The sequence below is a fragment of the Halomonas sp. QHL1 genome (genome assembly GCF_001882345.1).
GTDB lineage: Bacteria > Pseudomonadota > Gammaproteobacteria > Pseudomonadales > Halomonadaceae > Vreelandella.
On record NZ_MINL01000001.1, the window covers coordinates 3,884,876 to 3,903,389 of the forward strand.

The 18,514-nt window shown below is 54.9% G+C and carries 22 protein-coding genes; 18 read left to right on the forward strand and 4 right to left on the reverse strand.

Annotation, left to right across the window (positions count from 1 at the left end):
* Nucleotides 1-115 precede the first annotated feature (115 nt).
* The 10 genes from QHL1GM_RS17760 (at nucleotide 116) to QHL1GM_RS17805 (ending at nucleotide 8,394) form a co-directional block, all read left to right on the forward strand.
* On the forward strand, nucleotides 116-1,744 hold the full coding sequence (locus QHL1GM_RS17760; RefSeq protein ID WP_071696045.1) for an acyl-CoA synthetase: 1,629 nt from the start codon (nucleotides 116-118) through the stop codon (nucleotides 1,742-1,744).
* A 57-nt stretch (nucleotides 1,745-1,801) separates the two neighbouring features.
* Entirely contained in the window at nucleotides 1,802-2,650 is an 849-nt protein-coding gene (locus QHL1GM_RS17765; RefSeq protein WP_071695663.1) for a 3-hydroxybutyryl-CoA dehydrogenase, read from the forward strand.
* Between the two features lie 117 nt (nucleotides 2,651-2,767).
* Complete coding sequence (locus tag QHL1GM_RS17770; RefSeq protein WP_071695664.1) at nucleotides 2,768-3,541, forward strand: enoyl-CoA hydratase-related protein; 774 nt, start codon at nucleotides 2,768-2,770, stop codon at nucleotides 3,539-3,541.
* Nucleotides 3,542-3,643: 102 nt separating this feature from the next.
* Complete coding sequence (locus QHL1GM_RS17775) at nucleotides 3,644-4,261, forward strand: LysE family translocator (protein WP_071695665.1); 618 nt, start codon at nucleotides 3,644-3,646, stop codon at nucleotides 4,259-4,261.
* A gap of 50 nt (nucleotides 4,262-4,311) precedes the next feature.
* Nucleotides 4,312-5,013, forward strand: a complete 702-nt coding sequence (locus tag QHL1GM_RS17780; RefSeq protein ID WP_071695666.1) for a glutathione S-transferase family protein — start codon at nucleotides 4,312-4,314, stop codon at nucleotides 5,011-5,013.
* Between the two features lie 69 nt (nucleotides 5,014-5,082).
* A complete protein-coding gene (locus QHL1GM_RS17785) occupies nucleotides 5,083-5,625 on the forward strand; it encodes a YaeQ family protein (RefSeq protein WP_071695667.1) in 543 nt (180 codons plus the stop codon).
* Nucleotides 5,626-5,873: 248 nt separating this feature from the next.
* On the forward strand, nucleotides 5,874-6,857 hold the full coding sequence (locus QHL1GM_RS17790) for a lipid A deacylase LpxR family protein (RefSeq protein ID WP_071695668.1): 984 nt from the start codon (nucleotides 5,874-5,876) through the stop codon (nucleotides 6,855-6,857).
* 25 nt (nucleotides 6,858-6,882) lie between these two features.
* Complete coding sequence (locus QHL1GM_RS17795; protein ID WP_083571055.1) at nucleotides 6,883-7,446, forward strand: sugar O-acetyltransferase; 564 nt, start codon at nucleotides 6,883-6,885, stop codon at nucleotides 7,444-7,446.
* Nucleotides 7,447-7,456: 10 nt separating this feature from the next.
* Nucleotides 7,457-7,789 carry a hypothetical protein gene (locus tag QHL1GM_RS17800; RefSeq protein ID WP_071695669.1) on the forward strand — a complete coding sequence of 111 codons (333 nt, stop codon included), beginning with the start codon at nucleotides 7,457-7,459 and terminating at the stop codon, nucleotides 7,787-7,789.
* Between the two features lie 83 nt (nucleotides 7,790-7,872).
* Nucleotides 7,873-8,394: a DUF421 domain-containing protein gene (locus QHL1GM_RS17805; protein ID WP_071695670.1), complete on the forward strand. Its 522-nt coding sequence runs from the start codon at nucleotides 7,873-7,875 to the stop codon at nucleotides 8,392-8,394.
* Nucleotides 8,395-8,501: 107 nt separating this feature from the next.
* Here QHL1GM_RS17805 and yghU read toward each other — a convergent pair whose 3' ends face one another.
* Complete coding sequence (gene yghU, locus QHL1GM_RS17810; protein WP_071695671.1) at nucleotides 8,502-9,374, reverse strand: glutathione-dependent disulfide-bond oxidoreductase; 873 nt, start codon at nucleotides 9,372-9,374, stop codon at nucleotides 8,502-8,504.
* A 106-nt stretch (nucleotides 9,375-9,480) separates the two neighbouring features.
* Here yghU and QHL1GM_RS17815 point away from each other — a divergent pair, with 106 nt between their 5' ends.
* Complete coding sequence (locus QHL1GM_RS17815; RefSeq protein WP_071695672.1) at nucleotides 9,481-10,173, forward strand: aspartate/glutamate racemase family protein; 693 nt, start codon at nucleotides 9,481-9,483, stop codon at nucleotides 10,171-10,173.
* Between the two features lie 4 nt (nucleotides 10,174-10,177).
* Here the strand turns inward: QHL1GM_RS17815 and QHL1GM_RS17820 are convergent, their stop codons facing one another.
* Nucleotides 10,178-10,609, reverse strand: coding sequence for an organic hydroperoxide resistance protein (locus QHL1GM_RS17820; RefSeq protein WP_071695673.1), 432 nt, complete (start codon nucleotides 10,607-10,609; stop codon nucleotides 10,178-10,180).
* Between the two features lie 119 nt (nucleotides 10,610-10,728).
* Nucleotides 10,729-11,172, reverse strand: a complete 444-nt coding sequence (locus QHL1GM_RS17825; RefSeq protein ID WP_254795331.1) for a MarR family winged helix-turn-helix transcriptional regulator — start codon at nucleotides 11,170-11,172, stop codon at nucleotides 10,729-10,731.
* Between the two features lie 221 nt (nucleotides 11,173-11,393).
* Between QHL1GM_RS17825 and QHL1GM_RS17830 the strand changes: the two genes are divergently transcribed.
* The 6 genes from QHL1GM_RS17830 (at nucleotide 11,394) to QHL1GM_RS17855 (ending at nucleotide 16,973) form a co-directional block, all read left to right on the forward strand.
* Nucleotides 11,394-12,467, forward strand: coding sequence for a TRAP transporter substrate-binding protein (locus QHL1GM_RS17830; protein ID WP_071695675.1), 1,074 nt, complete (start codon nucleotides 11,394-11,396; stop codon nucleotides 12,465-12,467).
* Between the two features lie 71 nt (nucleotides 12,468-12,538).
* The gene (locus QHL1GM_RS17835; RefSeq protein WP_071695676.1) at nucleotides 12,539-13,132 is read left to right on the forward strand and encodes a TRAP transporter small permease; all 594 of its coding nucleotides are present in this window, start codon (nucleotides 12,539-12,541) and stop codon (nucleotides 13,130-13,132) included.
* Nucleotides 13,133-13,134: 2 nt separating this feature from the next.
* A complete protein-coding gene (locus QHL1GM_RS17840; RefSeq protein WP_071695677.1) occupies nucleotides 13,135-14,415 on the forward strand; it encodes a TRAP transporter large permease in 1,281 nt (426 codons plus the stop codon).
* Nucleotides 14,416-14,444: 29 nt separating this feature from the next.
* Nucleotides 14,445-14,972 (forward strand): gluconokinase, encoded by a 528-nt coding sequence (locus QHL1GM_RS17845; protein ID WP_071695678.1) that lies wholly within the window; start codon nucleotides 14,445-14,447, stop codon nucleotides 14,970-14,972.
* Between the two features lie 86 nt (nucleotides 14,973-15,058).
* Entirely contained in the window at nucleotides 15,059-16,054 is a 996-nt protein-coding gene (gene gntR, locus QHL1GM_RS17850; protein WP_071695679.1) for a gluconate operon transcriptional repressor GntR, read from the forward strand.
* 70 nt (nucleotides 16,055-16,124) lie between these two features.
* Complete coding sequence (locus QHL1GM_RS17855) at nucleotides 16,125-16,973, forward strand: MOSC domain-containing protein (protein ID WP_071695680.1); 849 nt, start codon at nucleotides 16,125-16,127, stop codon at nucleotides 16,971-16,973.
* Here QHL1GM_RS17855 and QHL1GM_RS17860 read toward each other — a convergent pair.
* On the reverse strand, nucleotides 16,927-17,832 hold the full coding sequence (locus tag QHL1GM_RS17860) for a DMT family transporter (protein ID WP_071695681.1): 906 nt from the start codon (nucleotides 17,830-17,832) through the stop codon (nucleotides 16,927-16,929). The two genes, QHL1GM_RS17855 and QHL1GM_RS17860, sit on opposite strands and share 47 nt — an antisense overlap.
* A 204-nt stretch (nucleotides 17,833-18,036) precedes the next feature.
* Between QHL1GM_RS17860 and QHL1GM_RS17865 the strand changes: the two genes are divergently transcribed.
* Nucleotides 18,037-18,459 carry an OsmC family protein gene (locus tag QHL1GM_RS17865; RefSeq protein WP_071695682.1) on the forward strand — a complete coding sequence of 141 codons (423 nt, stop codon included), beginning with the start codon at nucleotides 18,037-18,039 and terminating at the stop codon, nucleotides 18,457-18,459.
* Nucleotides 18,460-18,514 lie beyond the last annotated feature (55 nt).

The following is an 18,514-nucleotide window of genomic DNA, read 5'->3' on the forward strand; positions in this document are numbered from 1 at the left end:
AGTATCGCCGCCCCTTTGGGCGGCGTTATTGTTTCTAAGCGATCAAAACAACTATTTTAAACGAACCCTTAAAACGAACGCTTTCAATAATATCAACAAAGTTCAGGAGCCGATTATGACCGCTATCTTTGAGCAAGGCTTGCCCAAAACCATTGCCAACCACGTGCCGCTATCTCCGCTGACCTTTATCGAGCGCTCGGCGTCGATCTATCCCGATTACCCGGCGGTGGTCCATGGCAGCACTCGACGCACCTGGAGTGAAACCTGGTCGCGCTGCCGCCAGCTCGCCTCTGCGCTCGAAAAGCGGGGCATTCAGCCGGGCCAGACAGTGGCGGCGATGCTGCCTAATATCCCGGCAATGTTCGAGGCGCACTTTGGCGTGCCGCTGGCGGGTTGCGTATTGAACACACTGAATATTCGCCTGGATGCTGAGGCGATCAGCTATATGCTGGAGCACGGCGAGGCCAAAGCCATTCTTGTCGACCCAGAATTTGCCGAGGTCATCCAGCAAGCCGTTGCCAAACTTACTCACAAGCCGCTGATCATCGATGTCGCCGATATTGAGTTTCTCGGCGAGACCCAGGGCATTGGAGAGATTGAGTACGAGACGCTGCTCAATGAGGGCGATGCTGACTTTGCCTATCAGCTGCCTGCGGATGAGTGGGATGCGATCTCGCTCAACTACACCTCCGGCACCACCGGCAAGCCCAAAGGGGTGGTTTACCACCACCGCGGCGCTTACCTCAATGCGGTGAGCAATATCATGGAGTGGGCAATGCCCCACCATCCGATCTACCTATGGACGCTGCCGATGTTCCACTGCAACGGCTGGTGCTTCCCGTGGACGATTGCCGCCAACGCCGGGGTGAACGTTTGCCTGCGTCGCGTCGATCCTAAAAAGATCATGCAGCTCATTGCCGAAGAGAAGGTCACTCACTTCAGCGGGGCGCCGATTATTCTTAATGGCCTGGTGAACCTGCCTGCGGAAGATAAGCATCAGTTCGATCATCCGGTCAAAGTCACCACCGCTGGTGCCGCGCCGCCTGCCTCGGTGATTGCCGGGGTGGAGAAGCTGGGCATTGAGGTAACCCACGTTTATGGCCTGACGGAAGTCTACGGGCCGGTAACCGTGTGCGCCTGGCGTGAAGCGTGGGATGAATTGCCGCTGGAAGCACGAGCCAAAATTAAAGCCCGCCAGGGGGTGCGCTACCACATGCTCGAAGCGCTGTGCGTGGCTGATCCGCTCACCATGGAGCCAGTGCCCAAGGATGGCCAAACCATGGGTGAGATACTCATGCGCGGCAATAACGTTATGAAGGGCTATTTAAAGAACCCGGAAGCCACCGAGCAGGCGCTGGAGGGCGGCTGGTACCACACCGGCGACCTAGCGGTATGGCATCCGGATGGCTATATCGAGATCAAAGATCGCTCCAAGGACATCATTATTTCCGGCGGTGAAAATATCTCCACCATTGAGGTGGAGGACGCTATTTATGGCCATCCCGCCGTTGAAGAGGCAGCGGTGGTTGCCAAGCCTGACGAGAAGTGGGGCGAGACGCCCTGTGCGTTTGTGAAGCTCAAAGTCGGTTACGGCGAAGTCACCGAGGCCGATATTATCGCCCACTGTCGCGAACATTTGGCGGGCTATAAAGTGCCCAAAATGGTCATCTTCAGCGAACTTCCCAAAACCTCAACGGGCAAGATCCAGAAATTCGTGCTGCGCGAAGAAGCTAAGCAGCATTGATAACCCCCCCCCGTGGTAATAATAGATAGTAGTGATAATAGATAGTGGAGAGCATGCATGAGTGATCAAAAAATTGGCGTTGTAGGGGCTGGCACTATGGGGCAGGGAATTGCCCAGGTAGTGGCTGCTAGTGGCTTTGACGTGTGCCTTTACGATGTGGCCGAAGAGCAGCTTGGCCGTGCCAAAACGAACATCGACAAAGGCATGGGAAAGCTGGTGGCGAAAGAGAAAATCAGCGAGGCGGAGAAAAGCGCCGCTCTAGGCCGTCTCTCTACCACTACCACACTCAATGCCCTAAGCGACTGCGCAATTATTATCGAGGCCGCCCCCGAACAGCCTGAACTCAAGGAGAAGCTGTTTCGCGATCTTAGCCAAATGAGCAGTACAGCTATCTTAGCCTCCAACACCTCATCGTTGTCACTTACCCGCCTGGCGGCCGTATGCGAGCACCCCGAGCGAGTAGTGGGCATGCACTTCTTTAACCCGGTGCCGGTGCTCAAGCTGGTGGAGGTGATTCGCGCCGAGCAAACCTCGGACGCTACCGTGGCCGAGATTGAAACCCTCGCTAAAGCGTTGGGTAAAACCGCCGTGCCGGTAGGCGACGCGCCTGGCTTTGCGGTGAATCGCCTGCTGGTGCCAATGATCAACGAAGCGGCGTTTATTGTTCAGGAGGGCACCGCGACCCCCGAAGCGATTGATAACGCCATAAAACTGGGCGCGGCTCACCCTATGGGCCCGCTGGCACTGGCGGATTTAATCGGGCTGGATGTCTGCCTGGCGATTATGCAGGTGCTTCAAGAGGGCTTTGGCGATCCTAAATACCGCCCCTGCCCGTTGCTCAAGCGCATGGTCGCAGCGGGCTACCTTGGCCGTAAAAGCGGACGAGGTTTCTATCACTACGACTAGCTTGCGCTAAAGCGAAGAGCGCGGCATAAAGAAGTTATTGCCACTCAACCAAGCGTTCGCTAGGGTTGGGTGGTGTTCACTTTACTATTCAATAATAAATCAAATAAGGAGTCCGCCATGAGCGAAGCAGTGATTGAGAAGGTTGATAACGATGGGATGGTACGTCTCACCATCAATCGTCCTAAAGCGTTGAATGCCCTGAACAGCGATGTACTAGCCGCGCTGGAAGCGCACTTAGTAGATCTGGAAGCTCACCCGAACCTACGCGCCGTGCTGATTACCGGTGCGGGCGAGAAGTCCTTTGTAGCGGGTGCTGATATCACCGAGATGCGAGAAAAAACACCCGAAGAAGCACGGGCCTTCGCCAGCCAAGCGCTGCGTACGATTAAACGCCTAGAGACACTCCCCGTGCCGGTGGTCGCGCTGGTGAACGGGTTTTGCCTTGGCGGCGGCTGCGAACTGGCGCTGGCCTGCGACTGGGCCGTAGCCAGCGACAACGCGGTGTTTGGTCAACCTGAAGTGCTGCTGGGCGTCATCCCAGGCTTTGGTGGTACACAACGTCTGCCACGTCGCGTTGGCCCTGCGATGGCGATTGATCTTGTCACCACCGGGCGCAAAATCGACGCCCAAGAGGCGCTGCGTATCGGTCTGGTGAACCGGGTAATGCCGCAAGCGGAACTGGAGAGCTACGTTGAAGAGCTCACCAAGCAACTCAAAGGCAACGGCCCGCAGTCAGTGCGCGGTGCTAAACAGGCGGTTCACGACGGGATGGATCAAGACCTGGACAGCGCTCTGGCGCTGGAAACCAGTCTGTTTGCCTTCTGCTTTGCCGGTGACGAGCAGAAAGAGGGTATGGCGGCATTTGTCGAGAAGCGTAAACCGAACTTCTAAGCCTTTATTCGTTCCAGTTTTACTTATTTAGGGGGTGGCGCTTGCGTCACCCCCGTTTTATTCTCAAGGCTTCATACTACTAATCCCTTTGGAGTTGTCACGATGCAATGGGCCGCGTTTATCCTCGCCGCGTTGGGTTTTGCCTATCTACCTGGGCCTGCGATGCTGTATACCGCAGCGCAAACCCTGGGTCGCGGCCGACGAGCAGGATGGTTAGCGGTCATAGGCGTGCATATGGGCGGCTACGTCCACGTTATCGCAGCGGCGCTTGGCCTGGCGCTGCTGTTTGCGGCCATTCCGCCTGCTTATATCGCCATGAAAATCATTGGCGGGCTTTACCTGCTTTGGATGGGACTGCGGCTATGGCAGCAGGGCATTCGTGCCCATGGCGATGAGGTGCCGCTGGCAACCACTAAACGCGTGCTGCGGGACAGCTTTCTGGTGGAAGTGCTCAACCCTAAAACCGCGCTTTTCTTTGTCGCGTTTCTGCCTCAATTTGTGCAACCCGAGAGCGCTATGCCCGTAGCATGGCAATTGCTCTGGCTAGGTATCGCCACCAATGCGCTGTTCTCATCTGCGGATGTCGTGGTAGTGCTGCTGGCCAGCCCGTTGCGTGAGTGGTTACAAAAATCCCATGGCTCCTCCCGACTCATTCAGCGCATTGGGGGCGGCGTATTAATGGGACTAGGCGGTAATACGCTGGCTCAGGCGGCACGTTAGGGGTGTCTACTTACACCGGCTAATTCAATTTCCCACATAAGGAGCGCTGCATGTTTGATCTCTACATTGCCAACAAGAATTACTCTTCTTGGTCGCTGCGCCCTTGGGTGCTGATGAAAGCGCTGGAGATCCCGTTTAACGAACACCTGATGCCCTTTGAAGGGGGCACTGGCGCGAGTCATGCCACCTTTACCCGCTTTTCGCCTTCAGGCCTGGTGCCCTGTTTGGTGGATGTAACGGACGAAGGCGAGCTGGCAGTGTGGGACTCCCTGGCGATTGTCGAGTATCTGGCCGAGCAGCATGCTAATGTTTGGCCGAGTGATAAGGCCGCCCGCGCCTGGGCACGTTCAGCTACTGCCGAAATGCACAGCGGCTTTAGCGCCCTGCGTGACGAGTGTTCGATGAACTGCGGTATGCGGGTGGAATTGAATAGTTTATCGGCCAAGCTCGAGGCCGATGTGGCTCGCTTGGATGCGCTATGGCAGCAGGGGCTTGAGCGCTTTGGCGGGCCTTTCTTGGCAGGTAAACATTTCACCGCAGTAGATGCGTTTTATGCCCCGGTGGCGTTTCGCGCGCAGACGTTTAACTTACCCTTCAGTGACGCCTCTCGCGCTTATAGTGACCACTTGCTAGCGCTGCCTGCCATGCAAGCATGGTATCAAGCCGCGCTAGAAGAGCCGTGGCGCGAGTCCATGCACGAGGCCGATACGCTGAAAAATGGCAAAGTAACAGCCGATCACCGCAAAGGTTAACCTGTCAGGCTATTCACCAAGAACACCCTGCATCGGGTACACTGACGCAAATTTCGTTTGGAAACTTCCATGGCTCTTAGCGCAACGCCCTACAAAGTTGATATCAATCTGACCGATCTGGATCGCGGGGTGTATGAAACGCTGCGCTTTACCGTGGCTCGCCATCCGTCAGAGACCGAAGAGCGCATGACCGCGCGCTTGCTTGCCTATGTGCTGTGGTACAACGAGACGCTGGCCTTCGGGCGTGGGCTTTCCGACGTAGACGAGCCGGCGCTGTGGGAGAAAAGCCTAGACGGGCGCTTACTGCACTGGATCGAAGTGGGTTTGCCCGATGCCGAGCGCATCACCTGGTGTTCCCGGCGAGCCGAGCGCGTATCGCTGCTAGCTTATGGTCGGGTAGATCTATGGGAGAGCAAAGTACTGCCCAGCGTGGCATCGCTGAAAAATGTGCACGTGGCAGGGCTGCCACAAGAGGCCCTAGCGACTATCGCTAAAGACCTGCCAAGGGCGATTAACTGGGCGGTAATGATCAGCGAAGGATCGCTGTTTATTACCGATGAGAATGGCCAGCATGAGATTACTCCGCAGTGGCTGCTACGCGATAGAGAGTGATAGATCTCGACCAGTAGCCTTCAAGTTTTCGTCTAGTCTACTACGCTATAAACCTAAGCAATCAACAGCATAATGGGTGGCCTACGGGCCACCCATTAATTTTTAGTGACTTAGCTCTTTTCTGTAGAAGACAGTAAAAGATATGCTTGCTATCTTTTTGCACAATTACATACAATCAACAATGTTTGTTGGCGTTCTTCAAAAGCACTCTCAAAAACACTCCCTAGGAAAATCTCAAGGAACGAGTAATGAAAGGAAATCTCCCCTTACGATGGTTGCCGCTGGTAGCCGCTATTAGCTTGGCGTCAACGCTGGCGCAAGCCGACGATAGCGTCCTCTCGATTAAGCACGCCAATGATGGCATGGCCAGTAGTGATGATGGCCACTTTACCAGTGGTTTCGAACTTAATTGGGCCTATGAGCCTGAAGCGCAAAGCTGGACACAGCGTTTGGCCACTGCTTTGCCTGATAGCATCATTAGCAACGCTGATCTGGCAGCTTTCCGGCTAGTGCATCAGATTTATACGCCAAACAATATTGAGCAGCGTGAGCTGGTTGAAGATGATCGCCCCTACGCAGGGATTGTTTACGGCGGTATGTCACTTTACGAAGATGTGCCCATGGGTAACTGGCGCCAAGCGACGGATCTGCACCTGGATATTGGTTTAGTAGGGCCCTCGTCACTTGCCGATAGCATCCAGCGCGAAGTACACCGCATCACCGAAAGCGAGCGCCCTAGTGGTTGGAACAACCAGCTTGGCGATGAAGCCATTGTCAACGTCGCCATGCGGCGCCAGTGGTGGCATAGCTCCCCGTTTATTGGCAAGCAGTTTGCCCATGGCCCTAGCGTTGGCGCCGCCTTGGGTAATCTCTACACCTACGCAAGCGCCGGGTATAGCGTACGCTGGGGCGATGAATCACCTGGCATCCCTACGCTGACGCCAAACCCCGGTAGCCGCCACCACATGACCGGTAAAGAGGGCTGGCAGTGGTACCTGTTTGCAAGCGTAGACGGTTACTATATGGCGCAGAACCTGACGCTTGATGGCAACACGTTCAGAAATAGCCACTCGGTTGATCGCAAAGAGTGGGTGGGCGACGTCTCTGCTGGGCTAGCGCTGGCCTGGGAAGATTGGCAGGTTACCTACGCGGTCGTTCAGCGCTCGCGTGAATTCGATGGTCAGGAAGAGCAGGACAAGTTTGGGGCCATTACGCTATCTAAGCGTTTTTAGTCACGGTTACAAAAAAGGCTCAATCATGACTGAGCGTGAAAAAATGCTAGCGGGGGAGTGGAACAACGCCCAGGATGAGGCGTTACTAACGCTGCGCCGAAAGGCGCGGCTGACCATGCAAGCACTTAACGCTACCCGTGATGACGCTTGCGCTGAACGTACTGCGCTATTGCAGCAGCTGTTACCTAATGCGGGCAGCAAGTTATGGATTGAGCCACCCTTCTACTGTGATTATGGTGAGCACATCGCATTAGGTAATAACGTTTTCTTCAATTTTAACTGTGTGGTGCTCGATGTTGCCTGGGTAACTATCGGCAATAATGTCTTGTTTGGTCCTAACGTCCAACTGTACACCGCCACTCATCCATTGGATGCACACCAGCGCCGCAGCGGTTTAGAGGCTGGTCATCCGATCACTATTGGCAATGACTGCTGGATTGGCGGTAGCGTGATTATTAATCCTGGTATTACGGTGGGTGAGCGCAGTGTGATTGGTGCTGGCAGTGTCGTTACCAAGGATATTCCCGCAGCTGTATTTGCGGCAGGGAATCCCTGTAAGGTCATTCGCCAGTTACATAGCTCCCCGTAGGTGCTCAATTATGGCTAATAAATACCCCCACACCCCTGATGGGCGCTACTTTGTTGCCAAAAATCGGCTTTGGCGCTGCACTGACCCGCGCTTAGGTGAAGATGAAAAGCGCACCCATATCAAAGCATTGATGAAAGCCCGTCGGGCGGTTAGAACAGCCCAACAGCAAGACGATGAAGATGCGATTCGCCAAGCCCGTGACGCAGTGCAGAGCGCTAAAGAAGCACTCGGAGAGCGTGGCCCCGTCTGGTGGGATGATGATGCCCCCGATGAAGGCGGCCTTGCGCCCCACAACAGTTCCTATGCCGAGTGGTGGGAGCGCCAGCACTCAATGCTCTCCTAGCGTATACAACAGACTCAGGGCTGCTAGCCTACATAGAGGGGTGTGATGTTCACATACCGCTCGGCGTCTAGGAGAAAGGGTCAATGGAACTGGTTTTTTTCAATAGCTGGGGCAGCTTATTACGCATTGTGATTATTGGGGTACTGGCATACGCCACACTCGTTCTCTTCCTGCGCTTGTCAGGCAATCGTACGCTTTCGAAAATGAATGCCTTCGACTTAATCGTGACGGTAGCGCTGGGTTCCACGCTGGCCACTGTACTGCTATCTAAAGATGTCACCTTGGTGGATGGGGCGGTCGCGTTAGCATTACTGATTTCACTTCAGTTTGTGATTACCTGGACAAGCGTGCGATTTCGGTGGGTTCGTCGGTTAGTCACTGGCGAGCCGCTGATGCTGCTCTATCAGGGGGAGTTTCTGTTAACGTCGCTGCGACACGCACGGGTAACCCGAGACGAAGTCCTTTCGGCCATTCGCAGTAGTGGGCTTAGTGACGTGACCGCGGTAGAAGCGGTGGTGTTAGAAACCGATGGTTCGTTAAGTGTCGTCAAACGGCAGGCGGAGAGCCGTCAATCCAGCTTAGAGGGTGTTCGTGGGCTGTATTGAAGCATTGCTAACGTGCGCTACCAGTTTTAAATATTGATGAAGCGCCTATAGAAAGCATTAGGGCCTACGTTGAGAGATCAAGCGTAGGCCCTTTTTTTGGCGCTTACTTACTCGCCGTCAGTCAGTTTATCTTGTGTGCGAAGCTCAAAGTCGCTGGCGTCATGACGTTCGTGCAACTGCTCGTTGGGTTCGCCCCAGGTGCGGTTGATCATGCGGCCGCGTTTAACAGCAGGGCGTTCATCAATCTCTTCAGTCCAGCGTAGAACGTTCTTGTAAGTGTGGGCTTCCAAGAATTCGGCCGCTTCGTAAACGCGGTTTTTCACCAGCGCGCCGTACCAGGGGTGAATCGCCATATCGGCAATGGTGTACTCATCGCCCGCCATAAAGCGGTTTTCCGCCAAGTGGCGGTCAAGTACATCAAGTTGGCGCTTTACTTCCATGGTGTAGCGGTCAATCGGGTACTGATACTTTTCCGGTGCGTAGGCGTAAAAGTGGCCAAAGCCACCGCCTAACATCGGTGCGCTGCCCATTTGCCAAAACAGCCAGGAGAGGCACTCGGTGCGTTTCGCCGGGTCGCTGGGCAAAAATGCGCCAAATTTCTCTGCCAGATAGAGCAGAATTGCCCCCGACTCAAACACCCGCTGGGGTGGATTGGTCGAGTGATCCATCAGTGCGGGAATTTTGGAGTTGGGGTTCACCTCGACAAAGCCGCTGCTGAACTGATCGCCTTCGCCAATTTGAATCAGGCAAGCGTCGTATTCGGCGCCTGTTATGCCTTTCTCCAGCAACTCTTCAAGCATCACGGTGACTTTGACGCCATTGGGTGTGGCCAGGGAGTAAAGCTGAAGAGGGTGTTTGCCCACCGGCAGAGCCTTGTCATGAGTAGGGCCAGCAATTGGGCGATTAATATTGGCAAATTTACCGCCGTTGCCAGGTTCCCATTTCCAAACGCTCGGGGGAGTATAGGTGTTGTCGCTCATTCGTTTCCTCGCTATAAATATTTTATCGGTGACAAAGTGGCTACTAGATTTAGCTAGTGATTAGCCTGTTAATAAAGTAGTCCATTTTCCTAAATTGAGGTGGCGGATGCGTGTGATTGGTGTGCTAGGCGGTATGAGCTGGGAGTCGACCCAAGGCTACTACCGAGCCCTAAACGAGGGCGTAAAAGCGGCGCTAGGTGGCTTTCATTCGGCTAAGATCGTGATAGTTAGCGTCGATTTTGCCGAAATTGAAGCATTACAGCAGCAGGGCGATTGGCAGACCGCTGGCGAACTGCTGGCCGACGCTGCCCAAAGCGTCGAGCGAGCGGGCGCCGACTGTCTGCTGATTGCCACCAACACCATGCATAAAGTAGCGCCCGCTATTGAACAGGCGATTACCATTCCGCTGCTGCATATTGCCGATGCGACGGCTGAGCAGCTCATCGCCGACGGTATCACCCGCGTCGGCCTATTGGGTACGCGCTTTACCATGGAGCAGGACTTTTATATCGGCCGCTTAGAACAACAGTTCGGTATTGAGGTCGTGGTGCCCGATCAGTCTGAACGCGAAACTATTCATCGGGTGATCTTCGATGAGCTTTGCCAAGGCCGTGTAGAAGATGCATCGCGGCAGCGCTACTTGGCAATCATTGATTCTCTGCATGCCCAAGGCGCCCAGGCGGTGATTTTAGGCTGTACTGAAATCGCCATGCTGGTGGGCCAGCGTGATACCACGGTACCTCTTTATGACACCACCGCTCTGCATGCCCAGAGAGCGGTGGCGTGGGCGCTAGCCTAGCGGCTTATACCAACGTCAGGGTGACATTAATATTGCCACGGGTGGCGTTGGAGTAGGGGCAGACCACATGGGCTTTATCAACCAACTGCTGGGCTACGTCTTGCTCAAGGCCGGGTAAACTGATTTTTAGCTCGACTTCGATGCCAAAACCGGTAGGAATGGCGCCGATACCTACATGACCATCAATTTTCGTATCCTGGGGAAGCTTTACTTTTTCCTGGCTCGCCACGTGCTTCAGCGCACCTAAGAAGCAGGCCGAGTAGCCAGCGGCAAAAAGCTGCTCGGGATTAGTGCCATCACCGCCTGCGCCGCCCAGCTCTTTGGGCGTGCTTAATTTAACATCCAAAGCGCCGTCGGATGACTTGGCCTGGCCTTCACGGCCGCCGGTTGCAGTGGCGTGGGCACGATAAACAACGTTTTCGATAGTGGTCGTCATTTTGTATCTCCTGTCTGCGTTATTAATGTTGAACCTGTGGCATTAACTTAGCGCAGCTTTATTTTGCGCGCAAGATAAGTGGCAAATAAATCCTCATGCCTGGGCCAGAAAGTGAAGGGCTACTGGTTCTTTTGCAGGCTATCGCGTAGCCGCACCAAGTCCTCTTTCAGTGTGGTCAGTGCCTCAACCGACTGCTCGCTGGCATGCACCACACAGCTGGGAATATCGTGCGCCTGTTCACGCAACGCTTTGCCTTTGTCAGTAAGATAAAGCTCTACCACGCGCTCGTCTTCATGACTGCGTTTACGGTTCAGCAGTTGGTCGGCTTCAAGGCGTTTAAGCAGCGGCGTAAGCGAGCCAGGATCGGTTAGTAGGCGCTTACTCATTGTGCCCACTGTGATGCCATCGTTTTGCCACAACACCAGCATGGCAAGGTATTGCGGGTAAGTAAGTCCCAGCTTCTTGAGCAGGGGTTTATAAACTTTGGTCATCATCAACGAAGTTGAATAGAGCGCAAAGCAAAGCTGATGATCGAGCTCTAATTCGCTACAAGATGGTTGCACAAGCATGGGTTCCGATCCGAAATACGTAGGCTAATGTAGCGTGATGACACGCCAGTGACTAGAGCTAGACGTTGGTCGTAAGTTGGCAGTTTTGTTTTGACACGCACAGGGCAGATAGCTAGCCTTCGCTTACTGAATGTTACCGGTAACAAGTTGCCGGTCATTGAATTAACCATCAACGACTCAGCAATAAACAACAACGAGTATTCGGAGATAACGCTATGACCGCTATTTGGCGCAACACACTCACCTTAGTCGGCGCGACCACCCTGACGTTTGGTATGGCCCATGCCCAGAGCCCCGAGCTATCTGATCCACCTGAGATCGAAGGTGAGGTACTCGGCGATCATGGTTCGCATACTTTACGCATGGGCATCGGCCTTGCGGAAAGCTCTCCGCAGTACCTATCCAGCCAATACTTTGGTGAGATTCTGGAGCAGCGCACCGACGGTCGCATTACGGTTAGCGTTTTCCCTAACAGCCAGTTGGGTGACGACGTGCAGATGCTGGAAATGTTACAAACTGGCACGCTGGATATGACCTATCCGTCTAGCTCAGCCACTACCGGTTACGTTGAAGAGCTGGCTGCCTTTGATCTGCCGTTCCTGCTGCCTAGCCGTGAAGCTGCCGTAGCTGTTATGGAGAGCGATGTGGCTCAAGGTATGCTAGATGCCTTTGAAGGCACCGGTCTGAAAGCACTCGCCTTCTCAGAGAACGGTTATCGTCAGCTCTCTAACAGCGCTCGCCCGGTGGCTAGCCCGGACGATGTTGCCGGACTTGATGTGCGTGGTTTAAGTGTACGTACCATGGAAAACCCGGTGCACTTGGCGATTTGGGAAGCCTTAGGCGCCAACCCAACGCCGATGGCCTTTGGTGAGTTGTTCTCCGCGATGGAGCAGGGCGTTGTTGATGGCCAGGAAAATCCCTGGAGCACCATCCTGACCTCTAACTTTAACGAAGTGCAGGATTACGGCACCGAAACCCGGCACGTCTATACTCCTTTTATCATGATGCTTTCCGAGCGCACCTGGGATGGTATGGCGCCTGAGTATCAAGAGCTGGTGCAGGAAGCCGCGCGTCAGTCCGCGGAGTACGAAATTCAGCTCTCTGCTGAATACGATGATTGGTCGCGGGATCAGTTAGCCGAGCGTGGTATGGAAATTACTCGTCTGGACGACGAGCAATTAGGCGCTTTCCAAGATGCCGTTCAGCCGGTTTATGAAGAGTGGGCGCCGCGCATTGGTGAAGATCTGATCGCCGATATTCAAAAGATTGTTGAAGAGAGCAGCAACTAAACCTTACGTTTAGCGCACTACTCGGGCAGGCCATTGAGCCTGCCCGACGTGTCAGTGCCCCTGGAGCTCCTATGTCACTCTCCTCTACACCCCCTAATACCCCCACTCCGATTGAAGATCCAACGGTGTATCTGGATGACCCCAATCGCAAGTTGCTGGAAATCGATACCGATACTCGCCAGGGCCCAGCGCTTTTTCGCTGGCTTACCTTGGGCATGGAGTATCTGATCGGCGCTATTTTAGTAGCGTTGATTATGTCCGTTTCCTGCAACGTGGTGGGGCGTGCGCTGTTCAATTATTCGTTGCCCTGGGCGGATGAACTAGCGCGTATGCTGTTTGTATGGCTGGTATTTATTGGTGCTGCCGCAGCGTTTTCCCGCTACGAGCATATCGCCGTTGACGCACTGGTGCGGCGACTGCCGCTGCGCGTGGCGCATATGTTGTATCTTCTGCAGCACCTGATTATTACCAGCCTGATGGTGGTGATGATTTGGGGCGGCTATCAAGTGCTGGCGCGCTCTAGTGGGCGTTCGGCAATTCTGGACGTGCCGCTGAGTTTCATCAGCCTTTCGCTGGTACTTTGCGTCATCTTTATTGCGGTGGTTTCAACTTGGCGGATGTGGGTTAGTTTTACCGTTATTCGTCACCCTGAGCGGGAGCGCTAATTATGCTATGGATTTTTCTGGCTATTTTATTGGCCTCCATCGTTATTGGGCTGCCCATTGCCTTTGGCCTCGGCGTTGCAGCGCTGGTGATGGCGGTACTCTCAGATATTCCGCTGTCGATCATGATTGAGCAGTCCATCCGCGGGGTGAACAGCTTTCCGCTGCTGGCGATCCCGTTCTTTATTTTAGTCGGTGAGGTGATGAGCAATGGCGGCATTGCCCGCCGCTTGATGGAACTGGCAGGTGCCTTGGTAGGCTTTATGCGCGGTGGGCTGGGTCAGGTAGCGATTACCGGCTCAATGTTCTTTGGCGGTATCAGCGGGTCAGCCGTTGCCGATACGGCTGCCACCGGTGCGATGATGATTCCTTCGATGAAAGAGCAGGGTTATACGGCTGCCAATGCCACCGCGATTAATACGGTATCTTCGGTGATTGGGATCATTATTCCACCCTCGATTCCGCTGATTCTCTACGGCATCGTTACCGAAACCTCGATTAGCCGCCTGTTTATCGCCGGTATTATCCCAGGCCTTTTAATTGGCTTTGCGCTCATGGTGACCACCTATATTCTTGCCAAAAAGGATGGCGGCGGCGTGCAGCAGTTCCGTTGGGATCGTCTCTGGAAAGCCTTTAAAGATGCTTGGCTGGCGCTAGTGCTTCCGGTCATTGTGATTGGCGGTATTATTGGCGGCGTATTTACGGCCACCGAAGCGGCCGTGGCGGCACTGCTCTATGCGCTGGCTATTTCACTGGTGGTCTACCGCGAATTCAAGCTTAAAGAGCTTGTAGGCATGCTGATTCGCACTGCCCGTCTGACCGGTATGGTGATGATGCTGCTCGCATTTGCGACGGTGATCGCTTGGTTCCTGACCATCAATATGGTGCCGCAAACCCTGGTCAGCCAAGTGCAGGCGATTACTCAAGACCCGTTTATGCTGCTGTTGATTGTGGCCTTCTTGCTGCTGCTGGTGGGTTTTGTGATGGACTTAACGCCGGCGATGGTGATTATGGCGCCTATGCTGGCTCCTATTGTCACCTCGGTGGGCGTTGATGCGGCTTACTTCGGCGTACTAATGGCGTTTGTATTGGGCATCGGGCTCTTAACCCCGCCAGTGGGCACCTGCCTCTATGTAGGCTGTGGTGTAGGTAAAGTCTCCATGGAGTCGTTGGTCAAAGCTATGCTGCCTTACTATGCGGCGCTCTTAGTCGTACTAGTAATTCTGATTGCGTTCCCTGACATCGTGACTTGGCTGCCTGATCTTACCGCCGTGCGCGGCAATTAAGGTTTTTGGTAATGAATAGGAGAGCCGCTGTGAAGACCCACTCGCATCGTATTTTGGTGATGGGCGTATCCGGCTCGGGGAAGTCGCACATTGGTCGCCAGTTGGCGCTCACCCTGGGGGCGACGTTTATTGATGGCGATGACTACCACTCGCCCGCCAACGTGGCCAAAATGGCTAGCGGCAAGCCGCTCAACGATGATGACCGGAGTGAGTGGTTGGATACCTTGGCGGCATTGTTTGCCGAGTATCGAGCAAAGGGTGAATCGCTGGTGATTGCCTGCTCGGGGTTGAAAAAGCGCTACCGAGATCGGCTTCGGCAAGGCGACCCAGCGCTGCAGATCCTCTATTTAGAGGGCAGCCGGGAGCTGCTGCTTGAAAGGCTTGAAACCCGGGCCGGGCACTTCTTCAAAGGCGATACCATGTTGGCCAGTCAACTGGCCGACCTGGAACCGCCCAGCGAAGAGGAGGCCTTCAATGCCTCGATTGCCTTATCGCCCCAAGCGATCGTTACGCAATTTGCTGCCACGCTACCGACGCCCAGCCGCTCGTCCATTTAAAGGAAGTAAGCTAAAGGAAGAATGAGCATTGAGGCCCGCTTTAGGGAAGGCCTCAATGCTTACACCTTGGATAAGGCAGTGACTTTTTGAAGAATAAACGCCCCACCCTGCAGGATATTGCCGACCACGTCGGGGCTACCAAAATGACGGTAAGCCGCTGCCTGCGCGACCCTGAAACGGTCTCGGAAGGCCTGCGCGAACGCATCTTCTCGATTGCCGAACAGATTGGTTATATTCCCAACCGTGCGCCGGATCTGCTCTCCAGATCGACCAGTCACTCCATCGGGGTACTGGTGCCATCGCTTACCAACCAGGTATTCGCCGATGTCATCCTTGGTATCGAAACGCTGACGGAACCAGCGGGCTATCACCTGATGCTTTCCCACTATGGCTATAGCCCCGAGCTTGAAGAGCGCAGCCTGGCATCTTTGCTCTCCTATAACGTCGACGGCATCATTCTGTCGGATCGTGACCATACTTCGCGCAGCCTGCGGATGCTGGAAACCGCCGGTATCCCGATTGTGGAAATCATGGATACCCACCGCCCTCCGCTACAGCAGGCGGTGGGCTACGACAACGTCCAAGCCGCCTACGACATGGTCAGCGAGATGATTCTACGGGGTCGACGCCAGGTGATATATCTGGCGGTACGCCTGGATGAGCGTACTCGCCAGCGTGAACTGGGCTACCGCCGCGCCATGGAAGAGCACGGCTTAAAGCCCGTTACCTTACAAAGCACCCAGCGCTCCTCTTACAGCGTGGGGGCGGCGCTGCTGCAACAGGTGATCGCTGATTACCCCGCGGCGGATGGTCTGTTCTGTACCAACGATGACGTCGCGGTCGGGGCCTATTTCGAGTGCCAGCGGCAGGGCATTGATGTGCCCAGGCAGATGGCGCTGGCGGGCTTCCACGGCCACGATGTAGGCCATGTAATGACGCCACGCCTAGCCAGCGTGGTCACCCCGCGTCAGGCCATCGGTGAAGCGGCAGCGGGGGAGCTATTAGCGCGGCTTCGCGGTGAGCCGCTGACCCAAAAAGTGGTGGATTTGGGTTATCGTATCGAAACAGGCATGACGCTGTAGGGTTCGTTTTCGAGTAGCCGCCAAGACAGTGAGTGGCTAAAGTAGAGTTTTCACTCGTCGCGAGGCCGCCGTGCAGATCACTCAACTCAACATCTATCCTGTTAAATCGCTGAAAGGCATCAGCGTGACTCACAGCGAGCTGCAAGAACACGGGCTAGCCTGGGATCGCCGCTGGATGCTGGTGGATGCCCAGCAGCGTTTTGTGACCCAGCGCCAACTCCCGGCGCTTGCCACCGTTGAGGTCGCGTTAACCGATGAACACTTGGTGCTGTCGCATTCCAACGTCGAGCCGTTGAGCGTACCGCTGGCCGAGCCAGAGGGGAATCTGCGCCTGGTCAGTGTGTGGAATGATCACTGCAAGGCTCTGCCGGAGAGCGAAGAGGTATCGCGCTGGCTGGACGCAGCCTTAGGCGAGCAGGCCCAGGGGCTTAGCATGGTGCGTTTTGCCACCGAGTTTACCCGTGCCGTTGAAGAGGATTTCCTGGATGGCGGGGCGGCGCATACTTACTTTTCCGACGGATACCCTTTTTTGATTGCCACTACGGGGTCACTAGACGCTCTAAACCAAGCGCTAGTGGCGGGCGGTCACGCCCCCGTTCCTATGAACCGCTTTCGACCCAATATCGTTGTAGAGAGCGAGGAGGCGTGGGCGGAAGACCGCTGGGCAACGCTGACTGAGCAAGGTGGCGCCTTTCAAATAGCGCTGCGTAAACCCTGCAAGCGCTGCAAAATCACCACTATCGATCAGCATACGGCGGCGGTGCCTGCCCCAGCGGAACCGCTAAAAACCTTGATTGAACTCAATACGCAACCCAGCCTCAAAGGCGCGCACTTTGGCCAAAACGCCACGCTGCTCGAAGGTTCAGGCAGCGTTATTCGTGTGGGGGATAGACTGGCGGCGGCGACTCGCGACGCTTAATGCGCAGCAGTTTGGTGGCGATCGCCGTGCCGATCAAGGTAATCACCATGCCAGCGATAATCTGAAGATTGAGCGTTTCACCCAGCAGCAGATAGCCCCATATCAGCGCGCTCACCGGCACCAGGAACGTGACCGTTGAGGTGGCAGTGGCGCCCGCGCTGGCGAGTAAGCCAAAGTAGAGCAGGAAAGCCAGCGTGGTGCTTAGCGCTGCCAAGGCCAGAGCGTTACCCCATGCCAGTGGGCTGACAGGGTCGCTTGGCCATAGCAGTATGCCGGGAATCAGCAGCACCAGCGCCGACATGGCGCTGCTGCCTGCGGCCAGTACACGAGTTGGTAGGTGGCCAAGGCGCGTTTTGGAGTAGTTGCCTGCAATGCCGTAGCAAAACGTTGCGCCTAGAACGGCCAAAATGAACCAGCCGTCGCCGCCCAGAGCAAAATCGAGCCGATCCGCAGAGAGCACGTAAACACCTAGCAGTGCCAGGGCAAGGCCTAAGTACTGCTGACGCTGTATTGCGGTAGCGAAGAACAGTGCGCCAATCAGCGCAGTGAAAATTGGCGTGGTGGCATTAATCAATGAGGTAAAGCCCGCTTCAAGGCGCGTGGTGGCGAGCGCCAGTAGTGAAAATGGCAGTACGTGATTGACCACGCCTAAAAACAGCAGCGGGCCCTTGTGCTGCCAAATGAGCCGCAGATAGTGCAGGCTGATCAGCAGTGGCATCAATAGCAGCGCGCCAATGCCCATGCGCACCAGAACCAACGGCACTGCCCCAAATTCGGGGGCGGCCACGCGCATAAAGATAAACGACAGACCCCACAGTGAAGAGAGCAGTATCAGGCGCAGCGCATCAGCCGACGACATGGCGAGTCCTTAACGTCAAAGAAGTAATGCAGTTAGGTAGCTAACTAGCTTAAGGCGGAATAGAGAGGGATGGAAGCGATTGAGACACGAGGTCGGCAGAACAGGAGAAAATCAGCTACGCTGGTTAGGTGGTCGAGCGGCGACCGCCGTTAGGCCCTGACTGACAACATGTCTATGTATTTTGGCACACACAAGGAGTTGTTCATGGATCGTAAAGCTAGCGCACGTTGGGAAGGTGGTCTTAAGGATGGTAAAGGCACCGTTTCAACCGAAAGTGGCGTTTTAGATGCCAAGTACTCCTTCAGCAAGCGCTTTGAAGATGAAAAAGGTACCAACCCCGAAGAGCTGATTGGCGCGGCACACGCCAGCTGTTTCTCAATGGCGCTATCAATGATTTTGGGTGAGAAGGGCTATACCGCTGACTCTATTGAGACCAGCGCCAAAGTGACTCTTTCCCAAAGCGACGCCGGGTTTGATATCTCGAAAATTCACCTCGACGTTGTTGCTGACATCAGTGGCGCTGATGAGGCCGCTTTCCAGGAAGCAGCGGAAACGGCTAAAGCCAATTGCCCCGTTTCCAAAGTCCTTAATGCTGATATTAGCATGACGGCTAAACTTAAAGCCTAATTTTTATTTAGGCTATGCTTTGCTTATAAGCAGGTGGTTTTCTTAACATGGATGG

Coding starts and splice junctions, on each gene's coding strand:
- QHL1GM_RS17815 (WP_071695672.1), top strand. CDS start 9,481: ATGCGTGTGATTGGTGTGCTAGGCGGTATGAGCTGGGAGTCGACCCAA.
- QHL1GM_RS17790 (WP_071695668.1), top strand. CDS start 5,874: ATGAAAGGAAATCTCCCCTTACGATGGTTGCCGCTGGTAGCCGCTATT.
- QHL1GM_RS17865 (WP_071695682.1), top strand. CDS start 18,037: ATGGATCGTAAAGCTAGCGCACGTTGGGAAGGTGGTCTTAAGGATGGT.
- QHL1GM_RS17795 (WP_083571055.1), top strand. CDS start 6,883: ATGACTGAGCGTGAAAAAATGCTAGCGGGGGAGTGGAACAACGCCCAG.
- QHL1GM_RS17860 (WP_071695681.1), bottom strand. CDS start 17,832: ATGTCGTCGGCTGATGCGCTGCGCCTGATACTGCTCTCTTCACTGTGG.
- QHL1GM_RS17775 (WP_071695665.1), top strand. CDS start 3,644: ATGCAATGGGCCGCGTTTATCCTCGCCGCGTTGGGTTTTGCCTATCTA.
- QHL1GM_RS17780 (WP_071695666.1), top strand. CDS start 4,312: ATGTTTGATCTCTACATTGCCAACAAGAATTACTCTTCTTGGTCGCTG.
- QHL1GM_RS17785 (WP_071695667.1), top strand. CDS start 5,083: ATGGCTCTTAGCGCAACGCCCTACAAAGTTGATATCAATCTGACCGAT.
- QHL1GM_RS17830 (WP_071695675.1), top strand. CDS start 11,394: ATGACCGCTATTTGGCGCAACACACTCACCTTAGTCGGCGCGACCACC.
- QHL1GM_RS17800 (WP_071695669.1), top strand. CDS start 7,457: ATGGCTAATAAATACCCCCACACCCCTGATGGGCGCTACTTTGTTGCC.
- yghU (WP_071695671.1), bottom strand. CDS start 9,374: ATGAGCGACAACACCTATACTCCCCCGAGCGTTTGGAAATGGGAACCT.
- QHL1GM_RS17765 (WP_071695663.1), top strand. CDS start 1,802: ATGAGTGATCAAAAAATTGGCGTTGTAGGGGCTGGCACTATGGGGCAG.
- QHL1GM_RS17760 (WP_071696045.1), top strand. CDS start 116: ATGACCGCTATCTTTGAGCAAGGCTTGCCCAAAACCATTGCCAACCAC.
- QHL1GM_RS17820 (WP_071695673.1), bottom strand. CDS start 10,609: ATGACGACCACTATCGAAAACGTTGTTTATCGTGCCCACGCCACTGCA.
- QHL1GM_RS17840 (WP_071695677.1), top strand. CDS start 13,135: ATGCTATGGATTTTTCTGGCTATTTTATTGGCCTCCATCGTTATTGGG.
- QHL1GM_RS17805 (WP_071695670.1), top strand. CDS start 7,873: ATGGAACTGGTTTTTTTCAATAGCTGGGGCAGCTTATTACGCATTGTG.
- QHL1GM_RS17835 (WP_071695676.1), top strand. CDS start 12,539: ATGTCACTCTCCTCTACACCCCCTAATACCCCCACTCCGATTGAAGAT.
- QHL1GM_RS17770 (WP_071695664.1), top strand. CDS start 2,768: ATGAGCGAAGCAGTGATTGAGAAGGTTGATAACGATGGGATGGTACGT.